Source organism: Agrobacterium sp. SUL3 (genome assembly GCF_001263295.1).
GTDB classification, from domain to species: Bacteria; Pseudomonadota; Alphaproteobacteria; order Rhizobiales; family Rhizobiaceae; genus Agrobacterium; species Agrobacterium tomkonis.
This window is the reverse complement of record NZ_KQ414502.1, coordinates 237,773-260,182: the sequence shown is the minus strand read 5'-3', so window position 1 is coordinate 260,182 and position 22,410 is coordinate 237,773. Positions and strand designations below refer to the sequence as shown.

At 59.3% G+C, this 22,410-nt stretch carries 21 protein-coding genes; 10 read left to right on the top strand and 11 right to left on the bottom strand.

The features are described from left to right. Positions 1–70: 70 nt before the first annotated feature. From AKG12_RS12340 to AKG12_RS12330, 3 genes are all read left to right on the top strand, one after another. On the top strand, positions 71–2,275 hold the full coding sequence (locus tag AKG12_RS12340) for a type I secretion system permease/ATPase (RefSeq protein ID WP_052819010.1): 2,205 nt from the start codon (positions 71–73) through the stop codon (positions 2,273–2,275). A gap of 8 nt (positions 2,276–2,283) precedes the next feature. Further along, on the top strand, positions 2,284–3,642 hold the full coding sequence (locus tag AKG12_RS12335) for an HlyD family type I secretion periplasmic adaptor subunit (protein ID WP_046801340.1): 1,359 nt from the start codon (positions 2,284–2,286) through the stop codon (positions 3,640–3,642). 85 nt (positions 3,643–3,727) lie between these two features. After that, positions 3,728–4,222 carry a hypothetical protein gene (locus AKG12_RS12330; RefSeq protein WP_046801341.1) on the top strand — a complete coding sequence of 165 codons (495 nt, stop codon included), beginning with the start codon at positions 3,728–3,730 and terminating at the stop codon, positions 4,220–4,222. Here AKG12_RS12330 and AKG12_RS12325 read toward each other — a convergent pair. The 4 genes from AKG12_RS12325 to AKG12_RS12310 form a co-directional block, all read right to left on the bottom strand. Next, complete coding sequence (locus AKG12_RS12325; protein WP_052819009.1) at positions 4,219–5,487, bottom strand: O-antigen ligase family protein; 1,269 nt, start codon at positions 5,485–5,487, stop codon at positions 4,219–4,221. The two genes, AKG12_RS12330 and AKG12_RS12325, sit on opposite strands and share 4 nt — an antisense overlap. A 7-nt stretch (positions 5,488–5,494) precedes the next feature. Beyond that, complete coding sequence (locus tag AKG12_RS12320) at positions 5,495–6,754, bottom strand: polysaccharide biosynthesis/export family protein (protein ID WP_046801343.1); 1,260 nt, start codon at positions 6,752–6,754, stop codon at positions 5,495–5,497. A gap of 190 nt (positions 6,755–6,944) precedes the next feature. Continuing rightward, the gene (locus tag AKG12_RS12315) at positions 6,945–7,622 is read right to left on the bottom strand and encodes a sugar transferase (protein WP_046801344.1); all 678 of its coding nucleotides are present in this window, start codon (positions 7,620–7,622) and stop codon (positions 6,945–6,947) included. A 619-nt stretch (positions 7,623–8,241) separates the two neighbouring features. Then, complete coding sequence (locus AKG12_RS12310) at positions 8,242–8,790, bottom strand: cupin domain-containing protein (protein WP_052819008.1); 549 nt, start codon at positions 8,788–8,790, stop codon at positions 8,242–8,244. 146 nt (positions 8,791–8,936) lie between these two features. Here AKG12_RS12310 and aptA point away from each other — a divergent pair, with 146 nt between their 5' ends. Together aptA and AKG12_RS12300 are read left to right on the top strand one after the other, a co-directional pair. Then, complete coding sequence (aptA, locus tag AKG12_RS12305; protein WP_052819007.1) at positions 8,937–10,271, top strand: omega-aminotransferase AptA; 1,335 nt, start codon at positions 8,937–8,939, stop codon at positions 10,269–10,271. 145 nt (positions 10,272–10,416) lie between these two features. Next, on the top strand, positions 10,417–12,237 hold the full coding sequence (locus AKG12_RS12300; RefSeq protein ID WP_052819006.1) for a methyl-accepting chemotaxis protein: 1,821 nt from the start codon (positions 10,417–10,419) through the stop codon (positions 12,235–12,237). Positions 12,238–12,309: 72 nt separating this feature from the next. Here the strand turns inward: AKG12_RS12300 and AKG12_RS12295 are convergent, their stop codons facing one another. From AKG12_RS12295 to AKG12_RS30720, 4 genes are all read right to left on the bottom strand, one after another. Then, entirely contained in the window at positions 12,310–13,095 is a 786-nt protein-coding gene (locus AKG12_RS12295) for a L,D-transpeptidase (RefSeq protein WP_052819005.1), read from the bottom strand. 19 nt (positions 13,096–13,114) lie between these two features. Then, positions 13,115–14,170 carry a L,D-transpeptidase family protein gene (locus AKG12_RS12290; RefSeq protein WP_052819004.1) on the bottom strand — a complete coding sequence of 352 codons (1,056 nt, stop codon included), beginning with the start codon at positions 14,168–14,170 and terminating at the stop codon, positions 13,115–13,117. A gap of 167 nt (positions 14,171–14,337) precedes the next feature. Beyond that, positions 14,338–15,123: an SDR family oxidoreductase gene (locus AKG12_RS12285; protein WP_046801349.1), complete on the bottom strand. Its 786-nt coding sequence runs from the start codon at positions 15,121–15,123 to the stop codon at positions 14,338–14,340. Continuing rightward, a complete protein-coding gene (locus tag AKG12_RS30720) occupies positions 15,120–15,503 on the bottom strand; it encodes a hypothetical protein (RefSeq protein WP_052819003.1) in 384 nt (127 codons plus the stop codon). The genes AKG12_RS12285 and AKG12_RS30720 overlap by 4 nt, the downstream gene beginning before the upstream one ends. A gap of 97 nt (positions 15,504–15,600) precedes the next feature. Here AKG12_RS30720 and AKG12_RS12275 point away from each other — a divergent pair, with 97 nt between their 5' ends. After that, complete coding sequence (locus AKG12_RS12275; protein WP_052819002.1) at positions 15,601–16,191, top strand: DNA-3-methyladenine glycosylase; 591 nt, start codon at positions 15,601–15,603, stop codon at positions 16,189–16,191. Here AKG12_RS12275 and AKG12_RS12270 read toward each other — a convergent pair. The 3 genes from AKG12_RS12270 to AKG12_RS12260 all read right to left on the bottom strand — a co-directional run bounded on the left by AKG12_RS12270 (position 16,188) and on the right by AKG12_RS12260 (position 17,956). Beyond that, the gene (locus AKG12_RS12270; RefSeq protein WP_052819001.1) at positions 16,188–16,346 is read right to left on the bottom strand and encodes a hypothetical protein; all 159 of its coding nucleotides are present in this window, start codon (positions 16,344–16,346) and stop codon (positions 16,188–16,190) included. The two genes, AKG12_RS12275 and AKG12_RS12270, sit on opposite strands and share 4 nt — an antisense overlap. Before the next feature lie 224 nt (positions 16,347–16,570). Beyond that, entirely contained in the window at positions 16,571–16,768 is a 198-nt protein-coding gene (locus AKG12_RS12265; protein ID WP_035243556.1) for a hypothetical protein, read from the bottom strand. A 174-nt stretch (positions 16,769–16,942) separates the two neighbouring features. Continuing rightward, complete coding sequence (locus tag AKG12_RS12260) at positions 16,943–17,956, bottom strand: substrate-binding domain-containing protein (RefSeq protein ID WP_052819000.1); 1,014 nt, start codon at positions 17,954–17,956, stop codon at positions 16,943–16,945. 267 nt (positions 17,957–18,223) lie between these two features. Here AKG12_RS12260 and AKG12_RS12255 point away from each other — a divergent pair, with 267 nt between their 5' ends. The 4 genes from AKG12_RS12255 (at position 18,224) to AKG12_RS12240 (ending at position 22,397) form a co-directional block, all read left to right on the top strand. Continuing rightward, the gene (locus tag AKG12_RS12255) at positions 18,224–19,489 is read left to right on the top strand and encodes an ABC transporter substrate-binding protein (RefSeq protein ID WP_046801354.1); all 1,266 of its coding nucleotides are present in this window, start codon (positions 18,224–18,226) and stop codon (positions 19,487–19,489) included. Positions 19,490–19,553: 64 nt separating this feature from the next. Next, positions 19,554–20,528 carry a carbohydrate ABC transporter permease gene (locus AKG12_RS12250; protein ID WP_046801355.1) on the top strand — a complete coding sequence of 325 codons (975 nt, stop codon included), beginning with the start codon at positions 19,554–19,556 and terminating at the stop codon, positions 20,526–20,528. Further along, the gene (locus AKG12_RS12245) at positions 20,525–21,358 is read left to right on the top strand and encodes a carbohydrate ABC transporter permease (RefSeq protein ID WP_046801356.1); all 834 of its coding nucleotides are present in this window, start codon (positions 20,525–20,527) and stop codon (positions 21,356–21,358) included. The genes AKG12_RS12250 and AKG12_RS12245 overlap by 4 nt, the downstream gene beginning before the upstream one ends. Before the next feature lie 10 nt (positions 21,359–21,368). Beyond that, positions 21,369–22,397: an ABC transporter ATP-binding protein gene (locus AKG12_RS12240; RefSeq protein WP_052818999.1), complete on the top strand. Its 1,029-nt coding sequence runs from the start codon at positions 21,369–21,371 to the stop codon at positions 22,395–22,397. Positions 22,398–22,410: the final 13 nt, after the last annotated feature.

Genomic DNA, 22,410 nt, shown 5'->3' with positions numbered 1-22,410 from the left:
CGGGGCGGCAAACACGCACCGCAATAGCCGAACCCGCAAACACCGCAAGATCACCGGGGACCGATATAAAATGGATCATATCTCAAGGAAAACGATTGCCGACGGACGCTCGCTGGACTTGCCGCTGGATCAGGAAGCGGAAGACAGCAAACTGACGGACGCCTGTATTTCAGCCATCAACGAAGCCGTCGAAAATCTGCGCCAATTATCCGGTGCGGAACAGGCGGCAAAAACCATTGCATCCCCCACCCAGCCAACACCCCCGCAAACTCCACCCGAACCGCTTGCGAAAACAGGACATCCCGAACAATTGCGGGACGTTCCCCCGGTGAGACCGGCACCACAGCCGGACCGGCAGCCAGCCCCCCCGGCGCAACCGCAGGCCAAGATTGACAATACAGACCTGCCTTTCGTCAAAACCATCGACAATAATGACGGTCCGATCCGCGAAAACGAACGCCGGCCAGTGACGGGTGGTGGCGGCAAGGAGCCGACGGACAATGGCGGCGGAGGAGGCGGAGGTGGCGGCGGCGGAAGCCAGAGCGGCTTCCACAAGCGCAGCGAGCCGATCAATTTCGCCGCAAGTCTTGCCAAGGGCATCGCTGCCGTTCGCCGCAACATGGTGGTGGTGATGCTGTTCACCATCGCCATCAATATTCTGCTGCTCGCCATCCCGCTTTATCTGTTCCAGATTTCCGACCGGGTGCTGACCAGCCGCTCGATGGATACGCTTGTCATGCTGACGGTGGCCGTGCTTGGCGCGGTTCTGCTGCAGGCTTTCATGGACGCCATCCGTCGCTTTATCCTGATGCGCACCGCTGTCGAGCTTGAGGTGCAGCTTGGCGCGCCGATCCTTTCGGCCGCCGCCCGCGCATCCCTGCATGGCAACGGCAAGGACTACCAGATCCTGCAGGACCTGCAGCAGCTGCGCTCCTTCCTGACGTCGGGAACGCTCATTGCATTTCTCGATGCACCGCTGATGCCGCTCTTCATCGTGGTGGTCTATCTCGTCCATCCGCATCTCGGCATCATCATCATGGTCTGCTGCGCCGTGCTGTTCATCATCGCCTGGCTGAACCAACGTTTCACCGCAAGGCAGTTTTCCGAAGCCTCCGGTTATCTGAGCCGGGCCAATTTCCACCTCGATTCCATGTCGCGTAATTCGCAGATCATCAATGCGCTCGCCATGATACCCGAGGCGGTGAAGATGTGGGGCCGTGAAACGGCCGGATCGCTGAAGTCGCATGTGGCGGCGCAGGATCGCAACATCATGTTCTCCGGCGTCTCCAAGGCCGCCCGCATGATCACCCAGGTGGCGCTTCTGGGCTGGGGTGCGCATCTCTCGCTTTCCGGCGAACTGACCGGCGGCATGGTGATCGCGGCCTCCATCATTTCCGGCCGTGCGTTGGCGCCCATCGAAGGCGCGATTGAAGGGTGGCACCAGTTCAACAAATCCGCGGCCTCCTATGGCCGCATCAAGCAGCTTCTCATCAGCTCTCCGCTGAATTTCCCGCGCCTGCGCCTGCCCAATCCGGAGGGGCGTCTCGATGTGGAGCGTATTCTCTTCGTACCGCCGCCGCAAAAGAAGGTGATTTTGAACGGCATTTCCTTTTCGCTGAAAAAGGGGGAATCGCTCGCCATCATCGGCAATTCCGGCTCCGGTAAGACGACGCTCGGCAAGATGCTGGTCGGCTCCATCCTGCCCACCTCGGGCAATGTGCGCCTCGATCTCATGGACCTGCGCAACTGGGACCAGCGGCAATTCGGTGAAAGCATCGGTTATCTGCCGCAGGACGTGCAGCTTTTCCCCGGTACCATCAAGGCCAATATCTGCCGCATGCGCGACGACATCGACGATCGGCAGATTTACGAGGCGGCGGTGCTCGCCGATGTACATGAGCTGATCGCCGGTTTCCCGCAGGGTTATGAAACCGTGGTCGCCGCCGATGGTGCGCCGCTGTCCGGCGGCCAGAAACAGCGCATCGCGCTTGCCCGCGCATTCTTTGGTGATCCCAAATTCGTGGTGCTGGACGAACCCAACTCCAACCTCGATACACAAGGAGAACAGGCGCTGGCCAAGGCGCTGCTGCACGCCAAGAAACAGGGCATCACCACCGTCACCATCACCCAGCGCCCCGCACTTTTGCAATGTGTCGACAAGATCATGGTGCTGAAGGACGGATCGCTCGCCATGTTCGGTGAAAGGATCGAGGTGCTGAAAGCGCTTTCCGGCAATGGCCGTCCGGCCAACCAGTCCCCGCAGATCGAGGGTTGAGGATCGTCATGTTCAAGAAGAAAAACGCCATTGCCGAAATCAAACCACAGGGCCAGCTGGAATGGTACAGCGAGGTGCCGCGCTCCATTCGCCTGCATAGTTCCATCGGCCTTGCCGTGCTGCTCGCCTCCTTCGGCGGCTTCGGATATTGGGCCGGCACCGCACCGCTCTCCTCCGCCATCATCGCCCAGGGCAGCTTTGTCGCCACCGGCAACAACAAGATCGTCCAGCATCTGGAAGGCGGTATCATCAAGGAAATGATGGTCAGCGAGGGCGATACGGTCAAGGAAGGCGACGTACTGCTGACGCTCGACAAGACGACGGCGCTTGCCAATGAGCGCATGTTGCAGCTGCGGCGTCTTCGCCTTGAAACCATCGTGACGCGCCTGCGCGCCGAAGCGCAGGGCGAAAAGAGCTTCAAGGTGCCGGAAATCGTCATGAAGGAAGCCGGCGATCCTGACATCAACTCCATCATCCAGAGCCAGAACATCGTGTTCCACAGCAAGATCGTCAAGCTCGACGAGCAGTTGAACCTGATCGAAAAGAACATCCGCTCTCTGGAATTCCGCTATACGGGTTATAACGGGCAAAAACAGTCCTTCGACCGGCAACTCGCCCTTCTGACGCAGGAACGCGATTCCAAGGAACGGCTCGCCAAGGACGGCGTCATCCGCAAGACCGATATGCTGGCACTGGAACGCGCGATTGCCGACGCCATGGGCGATATCGCCCGTCTGACCGGCGAAATGAACCAGAGTGAGGCGGAAATCGCCAAGTTCAAGCAGGAAGCGGTCATCGCCGTCAACGCCAACAAGCAGGCAGCGCTCGACGCGCTGGAAACAGCGGAATCTGATCTCGACAGTGTCCGGGAACAGGTGCGCGGCGCCGCCGAAGTGCTGGAACGCACCGTCATCCGCTCCCCCGTCAACGGTACCGTGGTGCGGGCCTATTATCACACCCCTGGCGGCGTCATCACCACAGGCAAGCCGATCATGGAAATCCTGCCCGCCCATGTTCCCCTGATCCTAGAAGCACAGGTGCTCAGAACTTCGATCGACCAGCTGCATGAGGGCCAGACCGCCGCGATCCGCCTGTCGGCGCTCAACCGCCGCACCACGCCGGTCCTGAACGGCAAGGTCTTTTACGTTTCGGCCGACAGCATCGAGGAAAATGCCGGCCTTCAGGTCAAGGACGTCTATATCGTGCGCGTGCAGGTTTCCGACGACGAGATCGCCAAGGTCCATAATTTCCACCCCGTGCCCGGCATGCCGGCCGACGTTCTGATCCAGACCTCGGAGCGCACGTTCTTCGAATATCTGACCAAGCCGATCTCCGACAGCATGTCTCGCGCCTTCAAGGAAAGATGAAGAAATATCAGTAACCTATACTGTCTTTTCCGCAGCGCTCAGCATATAATATCCGAATATATTTCGCCGGGGCGGGAGAAGCAGCATGGCGGTGATGTCGGATGTGTTGCTGCTGGTCGGCAGGCTGAATTATGTATGGACCAACACCGAAAGCCTGATGATCTATCTGATCGTCCATCTCCTGAAAGTGGAGAAGGAAGCGGCGATCGTCGTGTTTCTGACGCTCAATACCACACGGGCGCGCATGGACCTCATCGAGCGTCTGGCGAAACTCCCCTCAACGCCGACGCAGGACCGCAAGACCATTCTCTCCATCATGGCGCGGCTGAAGAAAGAAGCGCGGACGCGCAACAAATACAATCATTGCATCTATTCCTTCGACGAAAAGGGCGAAATCGCCAGCACCCAGCTGATGCGGCTGGTGGAGGACGACAGCAAGGTTCGTTACGGCAAGGTTGAACGCATGGACGAGAAGGAAATCGAGCATCTGGAAAAGTCGATTGCCGATATCGTCGATGTCAGCAAGGACATGTGGAAATTCATCCACGCCAGCCCGCATGTCTCGGCGGATTACCTCTAGGCTCTCGTCTGCAACCGCATACCGATCGCCGGGTGAGTTTCACCATTCTGCGCCGCTTTCACTGGCAGGCACAGTTTGCCCGCAGCGAAATAAAGCAGGAACGAGCCGATCTGGTAGGGGAAGATGATATCGATCTCCACGAAGGAGCGCACCACGAACAGCGCGCAGATCGCAAAAAGAATAACGCCCTGCGGATCGCTCTTGCGCATCAGCACCGAGCGCAGATGTCCGAGCAGCGTGCCGTAAAGCACCATGCCGAGCAGCACCATTCCGACGATGCCGTTCTCTACCACCGTCTCGATATAGGTATTATGGAAATGGAAGCCTGTGCGGCCGGTAATGAAGAAGTCGTTCCAAAGCCGTTCGGCATCGGCAAAACCCGCCACCCAGAACCCCTGATAACCGACACCGAGGATCGGCGTCTGTTTAGCCGCCTCTATGCCCTGCTGCCAGAGATAGGTGCGGCCGGTAAGCGTCGAATCCTTGCCGAAAACCCCGAGAATGGCATCGAGCAGGCCGAATTGCAGGGAGGCGACCACAAGCAGCGCACCAAGGCCGCCAAGCACGAAAAATGTCATCTTGCGATTGGCGGGAGACAGCATGCCGATCGGGATGAAGCCGATGATGAGCGCAACCACAGCCGCCGTGGTGATGGTGGATGTGGCCGATTGCGATGCGATGAGGCTATAGGCCGATAAGAGCCCGGTAACACCGGCAATCGGCAGCCAGATGCCCCTCTGTTTCAGGACCAGCACGGAGCCGGCGGCAAAAATGACGCCGAGCGAGGCATAAAAACCGAGCTGGTTCTTCGATGAGAAGGCGCCGACGAAACTATAGGTGCCGTCCAGCGCATCGAAGAGATAGATGCCGAACAGCAGCGAATAGAGCAGAACCACGGCGATGCCGATCAGCGCGCCGCGCGTCAGCGTGCGGATCGAGATGACGCGCATGGCGATCAGGGCGCAGACAATATGCGTCATATATTGGATGGAGGCGCGCATGGTTACCGACGCGGCCTCCGACCAGAAGCTGGACAGCACAGTCAGGATGCCGAAGGCGAAGATCCACAGATAACGCGGATAATTGCCGAGCACCTGCCGGTAATTGACCACCACCAGCGGCAGCCACATGCCATAATAGGCCAGAACCGAGATTTGCCCGAAACGCGACGAATAGGCGAACACGAAGAATGACAGCGCAATAGCCGCCATTCCGAAGATTTCATTGCGTTCGGGATCGATCAGCGCCGATTTGGCAATCCGCATGCAAACCTCACTGCATCAGGATTTCGGACGAAACCTTGATGACGTCGCCGGGCTGAAGCAGGGTGTTTTCTTCCACCTTCACTTCCTTCGGCTTGCCATTTTCCTCACGCACCACGAGATAGGTGATGGTCGCGGATTTGCCCGACGGATCGAAGCGGATCGCTTCGGCCGATTGCGCCAGCGCCTCCGACATCAATTCACGGCTGGTGGTCAGCTGCAGATTGAGCTTGTCGAGTTCCGCTTCGGTGTCCTGCAATTCCTTGGAACGCTGCGCCACCCAGTCGTTGCGCAGGTTGATCTCGTCCTGGGTCGCCTTGTTGATGTCCTGCTTGGCGCGCAGAGACTGCGTATCGATATCAAGAAGGGTGGATTCCACCTCCGCCGCGCGCTCTTCCGCCGAGATACGCCGCTGCGATAACGCAAGCCCCTGTTCATTCAGCCGGTTGACGCGGTCGCGGTCTTCGTTGGCGAGCTGGAGCTGGCGGTTCTGTGTTTCTGATTTTTTATTCAGCGATTCGACTTCGCTCTGCAAAAGGGCATGCAGATCCGTCAACGCCTTCAGCTGAAGCGTATAACGCTCGGTGCGGGATTTCATCAGCGCGCTTTCGCTGGCGAGAAGCGTATCGATCTCGCTGATCTTTTCCATTTCAGGCGTCTTGGCGATGGCCTGATCGCCCTTGACCTCGGCAATCAACCGCGCCTGGCGCGCCAGCAGCCTTGCCCGCTGATTGTCGTAGACGGCGGCATCGCCGCGCGCATTGATGAAGTCGCGGGCAAAACGCTGGCCGGCGTCGGAGCGACGCAGGCCGCCGGCAAGGCTGACAGCCTTCAGCACCGTGAGATTGGCGGCATAGGGATATTCGCCCGGCGTCTGCACGTCGCCGCTGAGAAAGATCGGCCGGAACTGGGCGATTTCGACGGAAGCCGAGGGCAGGTTGCGAAGCGCGAATTTGCTCTGAAGCTGAGCGCCGATCGCCTCACCGACTTCCGAAGGCGTTTTCCCCGAAACATCCAGCTGGCCGATAAATGGCAAGGACAGCGCGCCGGATGGGCCGACGGAATAATCGCCATTGATGACGTCCCAGTTGCGGATGCTGCCATCGGCCGGCTGCCATTCGGCAACACGGATGCGCAGCTTGTCGGCGGTGCCGAGCTTATATTGCCCACCCTCTGCCGCCATTGCGGAGAGCGGTGCGGCCAGGGCGACGGAAGCGGCAAGCACGAGGGCGGCAAGCGGACGGCGGGGGGTGGCAAAAAGGCCGTTCATCGGGAGACTCCCTGTTTGCTGATCGCCATGCAGGCGATCAGACGATAGGCAACCGGGCAAGCCCGGCTGCGCAGCGCCGCAGAAGCGGCCGCTATTGTTAGCACCAATGACGCACCCGAAGACCGGACTTGGGATCCCGGTCGGGTGCGTGTCGAAACGAAAATCGATAAAGCCGAACTCAATATTGATTTCAGTAGCTGCCGCGCGACAGGCACACGGCGGGAATGGTCTTGACGATGATGAAGACATCCTGCCGCATCGACCAGTTCTGCACATATTGCGTGTCGAAAGCCACGCGGGTCTTGTAGGATACGTCGTTACGGCCGCTGATCTGCCACAGGCCGGTCAGGCCCGGACGGGTGCTGAGATAATAAGCGGCAGCGCTTTCATAATAGCTCAACTCCTCGTCAACGACGGGGCGCGGGCCAACCACGCTCATTTCACCACGTATGATGTTGAGGAGCTGCGGCAGTTCATCAAGGCTAAGCTTGCGTAGCACGGCGCCGACCGCGGTGACACGCGGATCGTTCTTGAGCTTGCGGGTCGCGCGCCATTCCTCGGCGGCTTCCGGGTTGGCGGCAAGATATTGCCGCAACATCTCGTCACCGTTCATCGCCATCGTCCTGAATTTCAGGCAATGGAAATAGCGGCCATTATGTCCCACACGCCGGTGACCATAAAAGATCGGACCGGGATCGGAAAATTTCACCAGAGCGGCGATCAGCAGGAAAATCGGGCTGAAGATGAGCAGCGCAAGTGCAGCCGATGCCATATCGAAGCTGCGTTTTGCGATGCCCCCGATAGGGAAACTGACATCGAAATCTTCGGAACTGAGTGTCTGTTCAGCCGATTGGGTCGCGGACTTCATAGAGAGAACTCCATTTATGTTTTGCGATTGGTCGGTGCCCGAAGGCGCGTCTTTCCGTCTAAAGGAGATAACAAGTCTGTGTTCGGAATTTGATGCTAATGGATTTTTTGTAAGGCACATTGCCCATGACCGTCTATGCGATTTCTTGCGGCGGCGGTCGATCAACCTCCGGGCAATATTAAGCGTTGCATAAAAAAGAAACAAATGCGCTTAGGGCCATGTGCGTAGAGCATGGGTGGCCTCCTGGCATGTATTGTATTTTCGACCGCCTACAGTCTTTTCTTATATGTTTCTTATGGCTTAATCGGATGACACAGGAACGCCAAGAACAGCCATGCGTGTAACAGACTATTAATTTTTTTTGCGCCGCAGCAAGATTGCGGCAATGCATATAAAATTTGACATATTAGGCGGGATTTTTTTACCCGACACTCGGCCTTCGCCAAGAAAAAGCGATGGAAAAATTGCAAGAGCGGCGCAAAAGCGGCAAAATAATGGCAAAAAACTGCGCTGGAGCCGCAGAATATCTTCAAAATATTCGAGCCCCGACCGGGATTCGGCTCCGCTTGCGATAACCAGAGTGCTCTGCAACCCTCACATCAAGCAGAACGCTGTGGAATCAGAAGGTGGGCGGCGTACAGGCGCTGATGACTTCACAGGGCACGGGACCGACGCAGCGGAAGCGATGCGGCCTGCGGCTCTCGAAATAATAGGCATCGCCCGGCCCCAGCACCCGCCGCTCCTCATCAACCGTCACTTCCAGACGCCCGGAGAGGATGATGCCCCCCTCCTCGCCATCATGCACCAACGGCACCTTGCCGGTATCGGCACCCGGCTGGTAACATTCCTTCAGGATTTGCAGGCTGCGGCCGAAGACGTTGTCGCCCACCTGCCGGAAGGAGATCGGCCCCTTGCCGATTTCGACCAACTCATCCGCCCGATAGAAGGCCTTGCGGTTTGTCTCCGGCTCGAAGGCGAAAAATTCGGCGAGGCCGATCGGTATACCGTCCAGAATACGCTTCAGCGCTCCGACGGACGGGTTGGAGGTATTGCTCTCGATCAGCGAAATCGTTGAATTGGTCACACCGGCGCGCTTTGCCAGTTCACGCTGGGAAATGTTGTGACGCAGCCGTAAATGGCGCAAACGCCCGCCTATATCCACCGACATGCTGCCGCCCCCGTTACCGTTGTTCGAAATATCGAAAACACTGCATTTCGCCTACAGCATTTTCAATGACTTGGCCACAGAGAGAAAAGGGCTTGTTCACTCTGAAAAATAGCTTTCAATCATCGGCAACGAACAGGAGAACCATGATGGACAACCCCAGCCGATCCAATTCCACCTCACTCGACAGCTACTGGATGCCATTTACCGCCAACCGGCAGTTCAAGGCCAATCCCCGCCTGCTGACGAGCGCCGAGGGCATGTATTACACCAGCAATGACGGCCGCCAGGTTCTCGATGGCACGGCTGGCCTGTGGTGCGTCAATCTCGGCCACGGCCGCCAGCAGATCGCCTCCGCCGTCAAGCACCAGCTTTCGACCATGGATTACGCGCCCTCCTTTCAGATGGGCCATCCCGTCGCCTTCGAATTCGCCGAGCGGCTGGCGGAAATCGCCCCCGGCCCTGAAGGTGCAAAGCTTGATCGCGTTTTTTACACCGGCTCAGGCTCGGAATCGGTCGATACGGCCCTTAAGATCGCCATCGCCTATCAGCGCGCCATCGGCCAGGGCACCCGCAGCCGCCTGATCGGCCGTGAGCGCGGTTATCACGGCGTCGGTTTTGGCGGCATCTCCGTCGGCGGCCTCGTCAACAACCGCCGGGTTTTCCCGCAGATACCCGCCGACCATCTGCGTCATACCCATGATCCTGCAAGGAACAGCTTCGTGAAGGGCCAGCCCGAGCACGGCGCAGAACTTGCCGACGATCTGGAGCGGCTGGTCGCCCTGCATGGCGCGGAAACCATCGCTGCCTGCATCGTCGAGCCAGTGGCCGGCTCCACCGGCGTGCTGGTGCCGCCAAAGGGTTACCTGGAGCGCCTGCGTGCCATCTGCGACAAGCACGGCATTCTGCTGATCTTTGATGAAGTCATCACCGGTTTCGGTCGCATGGGCTCATCCTTCGCCAGCAACTATTTCGGTGTTACGCCTGATATCGTCACCACCGCCAAGGGGCTGACCAATGGCGCGATCCCCATGGGCGCGGTCTTCACCAGCCGCAAGGTGCATGATGCGCTGATGCATGGCCCGGAAAGCCAGATCGAGCTGTTCCACGGCTATACCTATTCCGGCCATCCCGTCGCCTGCGCCGCCGGCATTGCCGCGCTCGATATCTATCGCGATGAAGACCTTTTCACCCGCGCATCCGAATTGCAGGATGTCTGGCACGACGCCATCCATTCGCTGAAGGGCCTGCCGAACGTTATCGACATCCGCACTATCGGCCTCATCGCCGGCATCGAGCTGCAATCGCGCGACGGCGCCATCGGCGCGCGCGCCTATGATATCTTTGTGGATTGCTTCGAGCGCGGCCTGCTTGTCCGCGTCACCGGCGACATCATCGCCCTCTCGCCGCCGCTGATTGCCGAAAAACCCCATTTCGACGACATCGTCTCGATCCTCGGTGACGCGCTGAAACGCGCAAATTAAAAGTATAAATTTCTAATATAGGAAAGGCTGCAATACAAATTGCAGCCTTTTTTCGCTTTTATCAAAATCATCCCGCACATAGATCATTTATTAAGCATGTTCTATTATTTTTCTGCAGTATAACCAACAGCGCGGGAACGTCTCCATGGCGTCGATTCAGAAAAAGATAATATTGGCAAGCATTGCGATCTTTTCCATCACCGGCGCCGCCACGGGCGTTGGCATGTGGGCAACGGAAACGCTAAACCGTAACAGTGAATATGTCGCACTTTCGGCCGAAGTGCTGCGCAACCACATGCAAGCGGACATGATGCATGATGCATTGCGCTCCGACGTACTTGCCGCCATTCTTTCCACCAATGCCAGCATGGGCCTCGACCTTAAGGCGGTTGAGGCTGACCTTGGCGAACATGAAGCCAGCTTCCGCGAAATGATCGAGGCCAACAGGTCCCTGTCAGCAGGCACAAACGTCAAGGCCGTGATTGATGGCGTCGAAAAACCACTGCTCGCTTATATGGAAGCGGCCAATGCGGTTGTCGGCCTTGCGGGTTCCCGCCCGGAAGAGGCGATCAAGCTGATGCCCGAGTTCATGCGGCAATTCTCGGCGCTGGAAAAAGCGATGGAAGTGGCCGGCGACCAGATCGAGGCCCTGTCCGATGCCGCCTCGGCCGAAAGCGAAAAGACCAAGGCGACCATCAACCTTGCCTTGAAGGTCCTGCTGGTTCTGGCGGCAATCTTCTCCGTCGGGCTTTTCCTTCTCACCCGCAGATCGGTTATCCAACCCATCCTGCAATTGTCAAAGAACATGGAAACATTGGCGGGCGGCGATACGTCTCAGCCACCCTCCGGCATCGATCGCAAGGACGAGATCGGCTCCATGTCCGGCGCGGTCGAAATATTCCGACAGGCGGCAATCGCCAATCAAGTGCTTGAAGAACAGGCGGCGGCAGCCCGCCGGCAGGCGCAAGCCGATCAGGAAGCAGCACGCCAGCAGGCCGAGGAGGACGCTTCCGAACGGCTGCGCATTGCCACATCCGGCCTCGCTAGCGGTCTGAAGCGGCTGGCTTCGGGTGATCTGGCGTTCCAGCTCGATCAGGCCTTCGCCCCGCAATTTGAAGCCCTGCGGCATGATTTCAACAGTTCTGTCCGGCAGCTGGCCGAAACATTGTTTGCGATTTCCGATGGCATCGGCACGATAGACGGCAGCAGCCGCGAGATTGCCGCCGGCGCCTCTGACCTTTCCCGCCGCACGGAAAATCAGGCAGCCTCCCTCGAACAGACCGCCGCAGCGCTGGAGGAAATCACGGCCAATGTTTCAAACGCCAACAAACGCACGTCTGAGGCGCGGCTTGCCGCCACCGACGCCAACCATAGCGCCCTGAAATCGGTCGAGGTGGTCAGCCACGCCGAAGAGGCGATGCGCCGCATCGAGACATCATCGCGACAGATTACCGGCATCATCGGCGTCATCGACGAAATCGCCTTCCAGACCAATCTTCTGGCGCTGAATGCCGGGGTGGAGGCCGCCCGCGCCGGTGAGGCTGGTAAAGGTTTTGCCGTGGTGGCGCAGGAAGTGCGTGATCTTGCCCAGCGTTCCGCAAAGGCCGCAAGCGAAATCCGTGACCATATCCGCCAATCATCGGCAGAAGTGGAAAGCGGCGTGAAGCTGGTTCTCGATACCGGTACGGCGCTGAAGGATATCGGCGAACGCATCGCCGGCATCGACCAGCACATGACGGCGATTGCGACATCAGCCGCCGAACAGTCGACGGGACTCGCCGAAATCAACGCGGCCGTGAACTCCATGGATCACGCCACCCAGCAGAATGCGGCCATGGTGGAGCAATCCACCGCAGCTTCGGCTACGCTTGCCGCGGAAACGGCAAAGCTGCGCGCGCTGGTTTCACGTTTCCGTCTGGATATGGAAGATGTTGGTGGCCAAGACATTATCCGTCACGTGGCCTGAGACGGAAGCATTGCGTTGCCATCCGTCCATCGTTTCCAGCCGCTGATTTCAGCGGCTGGAAATTCTTGTCTATCAGTAAGTCTGAACCGGCTGCGACAGGCCGTCGCCGACAACGCCATTGCCATATTGGGCAACGGGCACGCCTTCCTGGCCGATCGGCACGCCCTGCTGCACCGGGCCGAGCGCCGTCACCACGATCGGCGTGCCATCCGGCACGCGATTATAGAGATCGACGATATCCTGGTTGATGAGGCGCACGCAGCCTGACGATACCGACTTGCCGATGGTCCACCATTCGGGCGAACCGTGCAGGCGGTAGATCGTGTCCTTGCCGTCCTTGAAGATATAAAGCGCACGCGCGCCGAGCGGGTTCTTGAGGCCCGGCTCCATGCCGCCATTGCGGCTGCTATAGGGCTCCAGCTCCGGCTGACGGGCGATCATTTCATCGGGCGGTGTCCAGCGCGGCCATTGGCGCTTGTACTGGATGACGCCGCGACCGGCCCATTCGAAACCGGCGCGGCCGAGGCCGACGCCATAACGCATGGCCTGACCGTTCTCATAGGTGAGGTAAAGGAAATGGTTGGCCGTATCGACGACGATGACGCCGGGACGCTCGCCCGTGGGATTGGCCACCATCTGCCGCAGGAACTGGCGCGGAATCCGCTTATAGGGAATTTCCGGCAGCGGAAACTGTTCGTCCGGCTTGGGGCCGTACATCAGCGCATACATCGGATCTTCTGCGGGGGCGGCCGGCCGTGCGGCTTCACGCGCCGTGGTGTTGCAGCCGGCAAGGCCGGCAAGCGCCAATCCACCTGCTCCAAGCAGGAAACCCCGCCGGGTCGTTGTCGTCTCGTTCAATTGAAAAACCTCATTTACGTCATCTCACACTGGCAAAGGGGTCTGCCAGCGCCGCATCGGGGCGGCTGATAGGGTACTTCGTGCCGGAAACCTGCGATGCCATGGACTTGGCGCCGCTGGACTTCAGAATGGCACGGAAGCTCGGATGCATGCCGCCGTCTACATACGCGCTGAGAGGTACGGAAGTTCCCTCGTTCATCGCGGCGGCAATTTTTTGTTGTTCCTCGGCCAGTTTCGACGCCACCGCCGGGTCCGGCTGATTGGTGGCTGGCGGGCAGGCCGCCAGAGGATCAGCAGGCTCGCCTTCGGCGAATTCGCTGTTGAAGACATATCGCCGGCCGCAAACGGAGACCTTGGGCTGGCGGCGCGTCACCTCGAAATAGTCGTAGCCTTCCTTGAGCGTACGCCAGAAGGGCATGTTGGGATCGTCGCGATGCGCCACCATGTTTCGTGCGCTCATGCGGAAGGGATAGGCCTGTACCTGAAAACGATCCTGCCCGCCCTGCAGCGCACGCGCCACGACGGCGTAAATCTCGCCCACCTGTTGGTCGGTCATGGCGTAACAGCCGGACGACGAACAGGCGCCATGCACCATCAGCGCTTCGCCGGTGTAACCGAGCGCCGATTCCAGCCGGTTGGGATAACCGAGATTGAAGGAGACGTAATATTGCGAATTCGGATTCAGCATGCCGGCCGAGACGTGATAAAAACCTTCCGGCGCCTGCCGGTCACCGGTCTTCATCTTCGGCCCGAGCTTTCCGGACCAGCGGCACATGGGATAGGTTTTCAGCAGCGCATAGCTTCCGGTCTTGTCGACCTTCCAGACCTCAAGCTCGCTTTCCTGCTTGAAAATACGAACGAGGACCGGGCTTTCCGGCCGCATGCTCTTGGCAGACATCTGCGCCATCATCTTGGACGACAGCTTCGGCGGGTCCTTCTTGACGCTGTCGAGACCCATGGAGGTGCACGCAGCAAGACCGCCGCCGATCGCGACGACCGCAGCTACTCTTACCCCCGCCATCACCTTCAGCCGTAACCCCGCAACCGCGAAATCCAGCAATGCCTTCATGTCCATGGATCGTTCTGCTCGCCTGATTTGCCCGCCTTTCCGGCAGACGCTTAACTAGCGAAGGTGGCCATAACGCGGCAACCTCGCACATGGACAAAGTCTCGTGAACAGACGTTACCCTTTCGTTAATCATAAGGACACAAGCCCGTGAGGAGCGGGGCAGACGGACACACTTATCGAAGCAGCCCCTGCCCGCCATCGATCCATACCGGTGTGCCGGTAATGTGGCGCGACGCGTCCGATGCCAGAAAACCGATCAGCGCGGCGACATCGTCGCTCGACCCCGCCACGCCGCCGGTCACGGGAATATCGCCAGCTGGAAAACGAACCGGCACCTCGGTCTTTTCGCGTCCGCGTATATCGGTGTTTTCGTCAATTGCCGTTTCAATCTCGCCCGGACACACGGCATTCACGCGGATGCGGTGACGCCCAAGCTCCAGCGCCAGTTGCTGGGCCATGGCAAGCTGCCCCGCCTTGGTCACGGAGTAGGCGGTAGCGCCGGGGGAGGTAAAGGTGCGGGTGCCGTTGATCGAGGAGACGATCACGATGGAGCCGCCACCGGCCGCCTTCAGATGCGGTACGCTGGCATGCACGGTGAGATAGGTGCCGCGCAGGTTGATGCGGATCGTATCGTCCCACTCGGAAGGCTTCAACTCATCGATGGGCGCCCAGACACCGTTGACGCCAGCGTTCGCCACCACGACATCGAGGCGACCGAAATCCTCCACGAGCGCTGCGACCGCGTGTCGCATGGCCGCCTCGTCCGAAACATCGGCGAGAAGAACTTTGGAAGAGCCGGATGCGGTCTTTATCTCCTCGGCCACGGCCTGCAATTCGGATTCGGTGCGGCCGAGCAAGCCAACCGAAAAACCTGCCGCAGCCAGATGAAGGGCGGCGGCACGTCCGATGCCGGAACCTGCGCCGGTGACGAGAGCAACTTTGCGATGAGCCAATGTCACACCCCGCCTTTTCTCGAGGCTATCGAGGTGACGGTGGCCGAAACCGGATCACTGGCTGGAAAGCTGTCTTCCAGTCCCTCGTCCAATTCCTCTTCCAGAATATCGCGATCCTTCGCGGTGCGGGCGCTTGCCTGACCATGCGGACCATCACCCTGCGCCGTTCCAAGCGCGGAAAACTGCGACGACGCATCAGCGCCGTGGCGGGTGCCGAAAGCCGTCAGCTGAACCATCACCGCACTGGCGCGCTTGATGGCCTCTGCATCATCGATCCCTTCCAGTCCATCGGCGAGACGGACGGAGACCTGGTCGCCGTCGCTGCCGACGAACTCGACGGATATGACGCCGTTATTGCGTTTTACATAGGTCGTGGAAAGTTGCATGACATGCCCTCCGATTTGAAAAGTATCGGCTTATCCAGCCGATGCGGTAACACTGAAACCTGAATTCACAACGATGGCAGAGCGGAAGGGGTTCCAGATGAATCAGGCCTTTAGCCCGGAAATGCAGGCGAATTTCTTCAAGCGTGACGCGCTGGATGTGGCCCGTGCGCTCATCGGTGCGGAATTTCGCGTCGGCAATGCCGGCGGCATCATCGTGGAAACCGAAGCCTATCATCCGGACGACCCGGCATCCCACGCCTTCAACGGGCAGACCCCACGCAACAGGGCAATGTTCGGCCCGGCTGGCCATCTTTATGTCTACCGGTCCTATGGTATTCACTGGTGCGCAAATTTCGTCTGTGCGCCCGGCTCTGCCGTGCTTCTGCGGGCGATCGAACCGCTGACCGGCCTGGACATGATGAAACTGCGGCGGAGAACCGATAAGCCAAAACTTCTGTGTTCCGGCCCCGGCAGGCTTTGTCAGGCCATGGCGATTACCGGCGACATGGACGGCATGCCGCTCGACGCCCCTCCGTTTTTTCTGCGGTTGCCGAAGGAAGCCGCAGCGGTTACCAGCGGCAGGCGCATCGGCATCAGCCGCGCTGTGGATTATCCATGGCGCTTCGGGCTTGCAGGCTCGGTGTTCATCAGCAAGAAGTTCGAAAACTCCGAGAATAAAGCCATCTAGAGGACTTTTGGCGGCTGATCGTTTTCGTCGGGATTGGGGGTCGGAATTTCATCCGGCAGCCTGTCGGGTTCCGGCTCTTCCATCGGCGGAATATCCGGCTGCGGCGGCACCGGCATTGGTGGTTCGGGATAGGGTTCGACGGGAACGGTCGACATCGCGGCCTCCTGATATAAATGCGCGATCCGAAACAGATTGCGCTTTCATCTATCGGGACAACGCGCGTGCGCCGTCGCCATTCAGGCGGCGCAACGCACAAATTCGCCCATCGGTCATATGCCGATCAGGTCCCTCCGGTCCGGTTGCGCCGCCCCGTGGTTGTACAGGGAAAACGCCGGGACCGGCCGTCCGTTCCGTTTTTTGAAGAAGCTTTTTTGACGGCTCAGGCAAAACCGAGCGCGCTACGGGAAATATCGCGGTTTTCGCAATAATCGCGGGAATGGGCCTCATGGCCATGCTCACGGGCTGTCGAACGGGTCAGTTCCGGGCTTGGAACATTGAGCAGCGCGTCGGCGTAGGTGCCGGTCGCTTCCACATCATCAATCACAGGCTGCTGTTGCGGTTTTAAAAATTCAAACATCCGTCGTCCTCCTTCGACACGTCCCCTCAACGCGCCGGCCCAAGTCCTGTTCCATAACGAACACGACTGCTTCGATTATACATGAGATGTCGCCGCCGTATAGATGACGAAAGGCGAACGTTATCAACTGACGTTCACAAAATGGAGTGGAATCAGTGAGCTATGCCGACAAGCTCAGGCAGGCCCAACCGACTCCCGCAGGATCAGTTCCACCGGCCACAATTCCTGCACTTCGCGCACCGCCCTGCCGCCGATGATCTGCAAAAGCAGGTCCGTCACCCGCATGCCGGCCATGCGCATGGGGGAGCGGGTGGTGGAAAGCGGCGGCATCATGCTTCCCGGGGTGAGATAGGGAAACACGTCATCATGGGCGATGACGGAGACGTCCTTGCCGATCGTCAGACCCAACTGGGTCGCCGCGCGATACACACCTTGCGCCGTCATCATCGCACCCGCAACGAAGGCCGTCGGACGCGGTGTCTGCTCCAGAAGCGAGCGGGCGAAGCGAAAAGCCGTCTCCTCGCTGAAATGCTCGCTGATCATGAAACGCGGATCCGGCGTGATGCCGTGGGTCGCCAGCGCATCGCGAAAACCCTGTTCCCGATCCTGCACGAAGGTACGGCCGACCGGACCGTTGATGAGAGCAATCCGCCTGTGTCCACGCTCCAGAAAATGGATCGTCGGACGATAGGTCACGTCATGATTGTCGATATCGAGCCAGGCGTGTTCGAAGGGCGTCTTCGAGCGGCCATGCACGATGAACGGCACACCCAGACGGTTGAGCAGCGCAACGCGCTCATCCTCCGGGCGCGGTGAATGCACGATGATGCCATCCACCCGTCCGCTCGACGCAAGCCGGCTGAAAATCGCCAGTTCCTCGTCAAGGTCATTGTCGACAGTCACGCTGACGAGGATGTCGGTCTCTTCCCCTTCCAGCCGGGTCGCCATTCCACCCATGAATTCCGAGAAGAAATGCCCGCCGCCTGAACGACCCATGACGACACCGATGGCACCCGCCCTGCCAGTTGCCAGCCGCACCGCGTTGGCATTGGGCCGGTAGCCGTATTTCAGCGCAGCCTCCATCACCCGCTGCCGAGTTTCCTCGCGCACCTCGGGATAGCCGCCAAGCGCCCGGCTGACGGTGGTGGGCGACAGCCCGACCTTCTCTGCGAATTCCTTGAGCTTCATATTTTTTGCCAATTTGCCCCTGCATGCGTTGCCGCTGCGGATTTTTCAAGCCGACAAAAATTGAAAACGATTTCAATTTTCTTTCAACTGAAACCTTACAGTTGGATTTCCTGAAAGGCAAAGCCGAAAAATTCCAGACGAAAACCCCCAATTTTCGCTCAATTAGAAAGAGTATTGACAGATTGTCTAGCTTTTGCGAGCTTTCCGTCAGTCAAAAGCGCTTTCAATTTTGAGGATAGTCGGGAGCGTCAACGGAGGAGTTTGACAATGAATATTTCCATGAAGACTTTGTTCCTGTGTGGAGTGGTGTTTTCTGCAGCTGTTTCCGCGCAGGCAGCTGAACTTTCGATCGCCGCCAATTCGACCGGCAAGAACGTCGCGTTCTTCCGCGAACGCATCGCCGCCTTCGAGAAAGAAACCGGCCACAAGGTCAATCTCGTCACCATGCCGTCATCATCAAGCGAGCAGTTCAGCCAGTACCGGCTTTGGCTTGCCGCCGGCAACAAGGATGTCGACGTCTACCAGACCGACGTGATCTGGGCGCCGCAGCTGGCCGAGCAATTCGTGGATCTGACCGCAGCGACCAAGGATGTCATCGGCGATCATTTCCCCTCCATCGTCGCCTCGCAGACGGTTGACGGCAAGCTCGTCGCCATGCCGATGTTCACCGACGCACCGGCGCTGTTTTACCGCAAGGACCTTCTGGAAAAATACGGCAAGCAGCCGCCGAAAACCTGGAAGGAACTGAGCGAGACCGCCAAGGAAATTCAGGACAAGGAACGCGAGGGCGGACAGAAGGACCTCTGGGGCTTCGTTTTCCAGGGCAGCGCCTATGAAGGCCTGACCTGCAACGCGCTGGAATGGATCGCCTCCGCCGGCGGTGGCCATATCGTCGAAAGCAACGGCGATATCTCGATCAACAACGAGAAGGCTGCAGCCGCCATCGAAACAGCCAAGGGCTGGGTCGGCACCATCGCGCCGCAGGGCGTGCTTGCTTATAAGGAAGAGGAAGCGCGCGGCGTCTGGCAGACCGGCAATTCCGTCTTCATGCGCAACTGGCCCTATGCCTATGCGCTCGGTAACGGCGCCGACAGCGCCATTAAAGACAAGTTCGGCGTCACCCCGCTTCCGGCCGGTGCAGAAGGTGAAGCCCCTGCCTCGACACTCGGCGGCTGGAACCTCGCCGTTTCGAAATATTCCGACGATCAGGAAGCGGCCATCCAGCTCGTGAAATTCCTGGCATCGAAGGACACCCAGAAGCTGCGCGCAATCCAGCTTTCCAACATGCCGACGATCGCCTCGCTTTACGACGACAAGGATGTCGCGGCCGCCCAGCCCTTCATGCCGACATGGAAGCCGATCTTCCAGACCGCCGTTCCGCGTCCATCCGCCTCGGCCAAGGTAAAATACAACGAGGTTTCGGCCAAGTTCTGGGGCGCCGTGCACAACACGCTCTCTGGCAACGGTACGGCGGCGGAAAATCTCGAACTTCTCGAGGTTGAACTGACCGATCTCAAAGGCAACGGCTGGTAATCCGGCCCGCGCGGGAGGCGGTCTCGTCTGATCGTTTTCCGCGCCCCAACCGCGAGATATCCCCATGAACGACATCGCCCTTCAAAGGCCGGTCGCGGCATCCAGCACCGGCTCCGACCTGCAGTCGGAACGACTGAAATCCGCCTGGCTGTTTCTTGCCCCCACATTTCTGGTGCTGGCACTGGTGGCAGGCTGGCCGCTCGTGCGCACCGTCTGGTTCAGCCTCACCGACGCCTCGCTCACCAATCTCGAAGGTGCGCAATTCGTCGGCCTCAAGAATTACCTGACATGGATCACGCTCAGCAGCGGCCGCACCATCTACCGCGGCCTGCTTGCCGATCCCGCATGGTGGGGCGCGGTTCTCAACACGCTAAAATTCACCGTCGTCTCTGTCAGCCTCGAAACGGTACTCGGCCTCATCGTCGCGCTGGTGCTGAATGCCGAATTCAAGGGACGCGGCCTCGTGCGTGCCGCCATTCTCGTGCCCTGGGCCATTCCGACCATCGTTTCTGCGCAGATGTGGGCATGGATGCTGAACGACCAGTTCGGCATATTGAACGACCTGTTCCTCAATCTCGGGCTGATCTCCAGCAAGATCGCCTGGACCGCCAATCCGGAAACCGCGATGGTCGCCGTCTTGATTGTCGACATCTGGAAGACAACGCCCTTCATGGCGCTGCTCATTCTCGCCGGCCTGCAAATGGTGCCGAAGGATATGTATGAGGCAGCCAAGGTGGATGGCATTCATCCGGTCAAGGTGTTCTTCCGCGTCACCCTGCCGATGATCCGCCCGGCCCTCATGGTTGCCGTCATCTTCCGCATGCTGGATGCGATGCGCGTCTTCGACCTCATCTATATCCTGACGCCCAACAACGCCCAGACCCGCACCATGTCGGTGCTGGCACGTGAGAACCTGTTCGATTTCGACAAGTTCTCCTACGGTGCTGCCGCGTCCACCATGCTGTTCCTCATCATCGCCTCGATCACCGTGATTTACATGTGGCTCGGGCGCGTCAACACCGATGGAGCCGCGCGATGACCCTGCCCAGCATCCTGAAAACCACCGCCTTTTATGCGCTGGTCGCCATCATCATGGTGATTTCGGTATTCCCGTTTTATTATGCGATCCTGACGAGCCTGAAATCCGGCTCGGCGCTGTTCCAGGTCAATTATTGGCCGCGTGACTTCTCGCTGACCAATTACAGCTTCGTCATCGGCAACGGCACGTTCCTGCGCAATCTCGGCAATTCGCTGTTCGTTGCATCTTCCGTCGTCATATTGTCGCTGTTCCTTGCGGTAACGGCATCCTATGCCTTGGCCCGCGTCCGCTTTCGTGGCCGCTCGCTGCTGCTGCTCACCATCCTGTCGGTTTCGATGTTCCCGCAGATCGCCGTTCTCGCCGGCCTGTTTGAACTGATCCGCTGGGCGGGCATCTTCAACACGCCGCTGGCGCTGATCTTTTCCTACATGATCTTCACCCTGCCCTTCACGGTCTGGGTGCTGACAACCTTCATGCGTGACCTGCCGATCGAGATCGAGGAAGCAGCGATTGTCGATGGCGCGACGCCATGGGTCATCATCACCCAGGTGTTCATGCCGCTGATGTGGCCCGCACTCGTCACGACAGGGCTTCTCGCCTTCATCGCAGCGTGGAACGAATTCCTTTTCGCGCTCACCTTCACCTCATCGAACGAGCAGCGCACGGTGCCCGTCGCCATAGCGCTCCTGTCGGGCGGCTCGCAGTTCGAAATCCCGTGGGGAACGATCATGGCCGCGTCGGTCATCGTCACCGCCCCGCTCGTCGTCCTCGTTCTGATCTTCCAGCGACGCATCATCTCCGGCCTCACCGCCGGCGGCGTCAAAGGCTAGGAGAAACCAAATGACCACCATTCAACTGCGCGATCTTCGCAAATCCTTCGGCGCCTTCGATGTCATCAAGGGCATCGACATGGATATCCGCTCCGGCGAATTCATGGTTTTCGTCGGCCCCTCCGGCTGCGGCAAGTCCACGCTTCTGCGCCTCATCTGTGGGCTGGAGGAAATTTCCAGTGGTACGCTTTCCTTCGACAACGAGACGGTGAACCGCCTGCCGCCCGCCAAGCGTGGCGTCGCCATGGTCTTCCAGTCCTATGCGCTTTATCCGCATATGACCGTGTTCGAAAACATGGCCTTTGGCATGAAACTCTCGGGCGCGGACAAGGAACAGCGCAAGAAGCGCGTGGAGGCAGCAGCCGAGATGCTGCAGCTCACGCCCTATCTGGAGCGCCTGCCGAAGCAGCTTTCCGGCGGCCAGCGCCAGCGTGTCGCCATCGGCCGCGCCATCGTGCGCGATCCCAAGGTATTCCTGTTCGACGAGCCGCTTTCCAACCTCGATGCGGCATTGCGCGTCGCCACGCGTCTGGAAATCGCCAAGCTGCACCGCTCGATGCATGACACGACGATGATTTACGTCACCCACGATCAGGTGGAGGCGATGACGCTCGCCGACCGCATATGTGTGTTGCGCGACGGTCGGGTCGAGCAGATCGGCACGCCGCTGGAGCTTTACGAAAGCCCTGTCAACACCTTCGTCGCCGGCTTCATCGGCTCGCCGAAGATGAACTTCCTGTCTGGCAAATATGCCGAATCCGAAGGCGCAAAAACCATCGGCATCCGCCCCGAACACATCACCATCGCCACAGATGGCAGCGGCTGGAGCGGCGAAATCGTGCATTCGGAAATGCTGGGATCGGACAGCTATATCTATGTCGAGATCGGCGCGGGTGAACCCGTCGTCGTTCGCGAAGAGGGCGTGACCGGCCGCACGGCCGGCGAACGTATCGCCATCGTGCCGGATGCGGCGCAGATCCACCGTTTCGACGCCGAAGGCCGGGCGCTTGCCCGCAACCCTGCCCGGGGTGCCGCCTGAATTTTTCACTTTC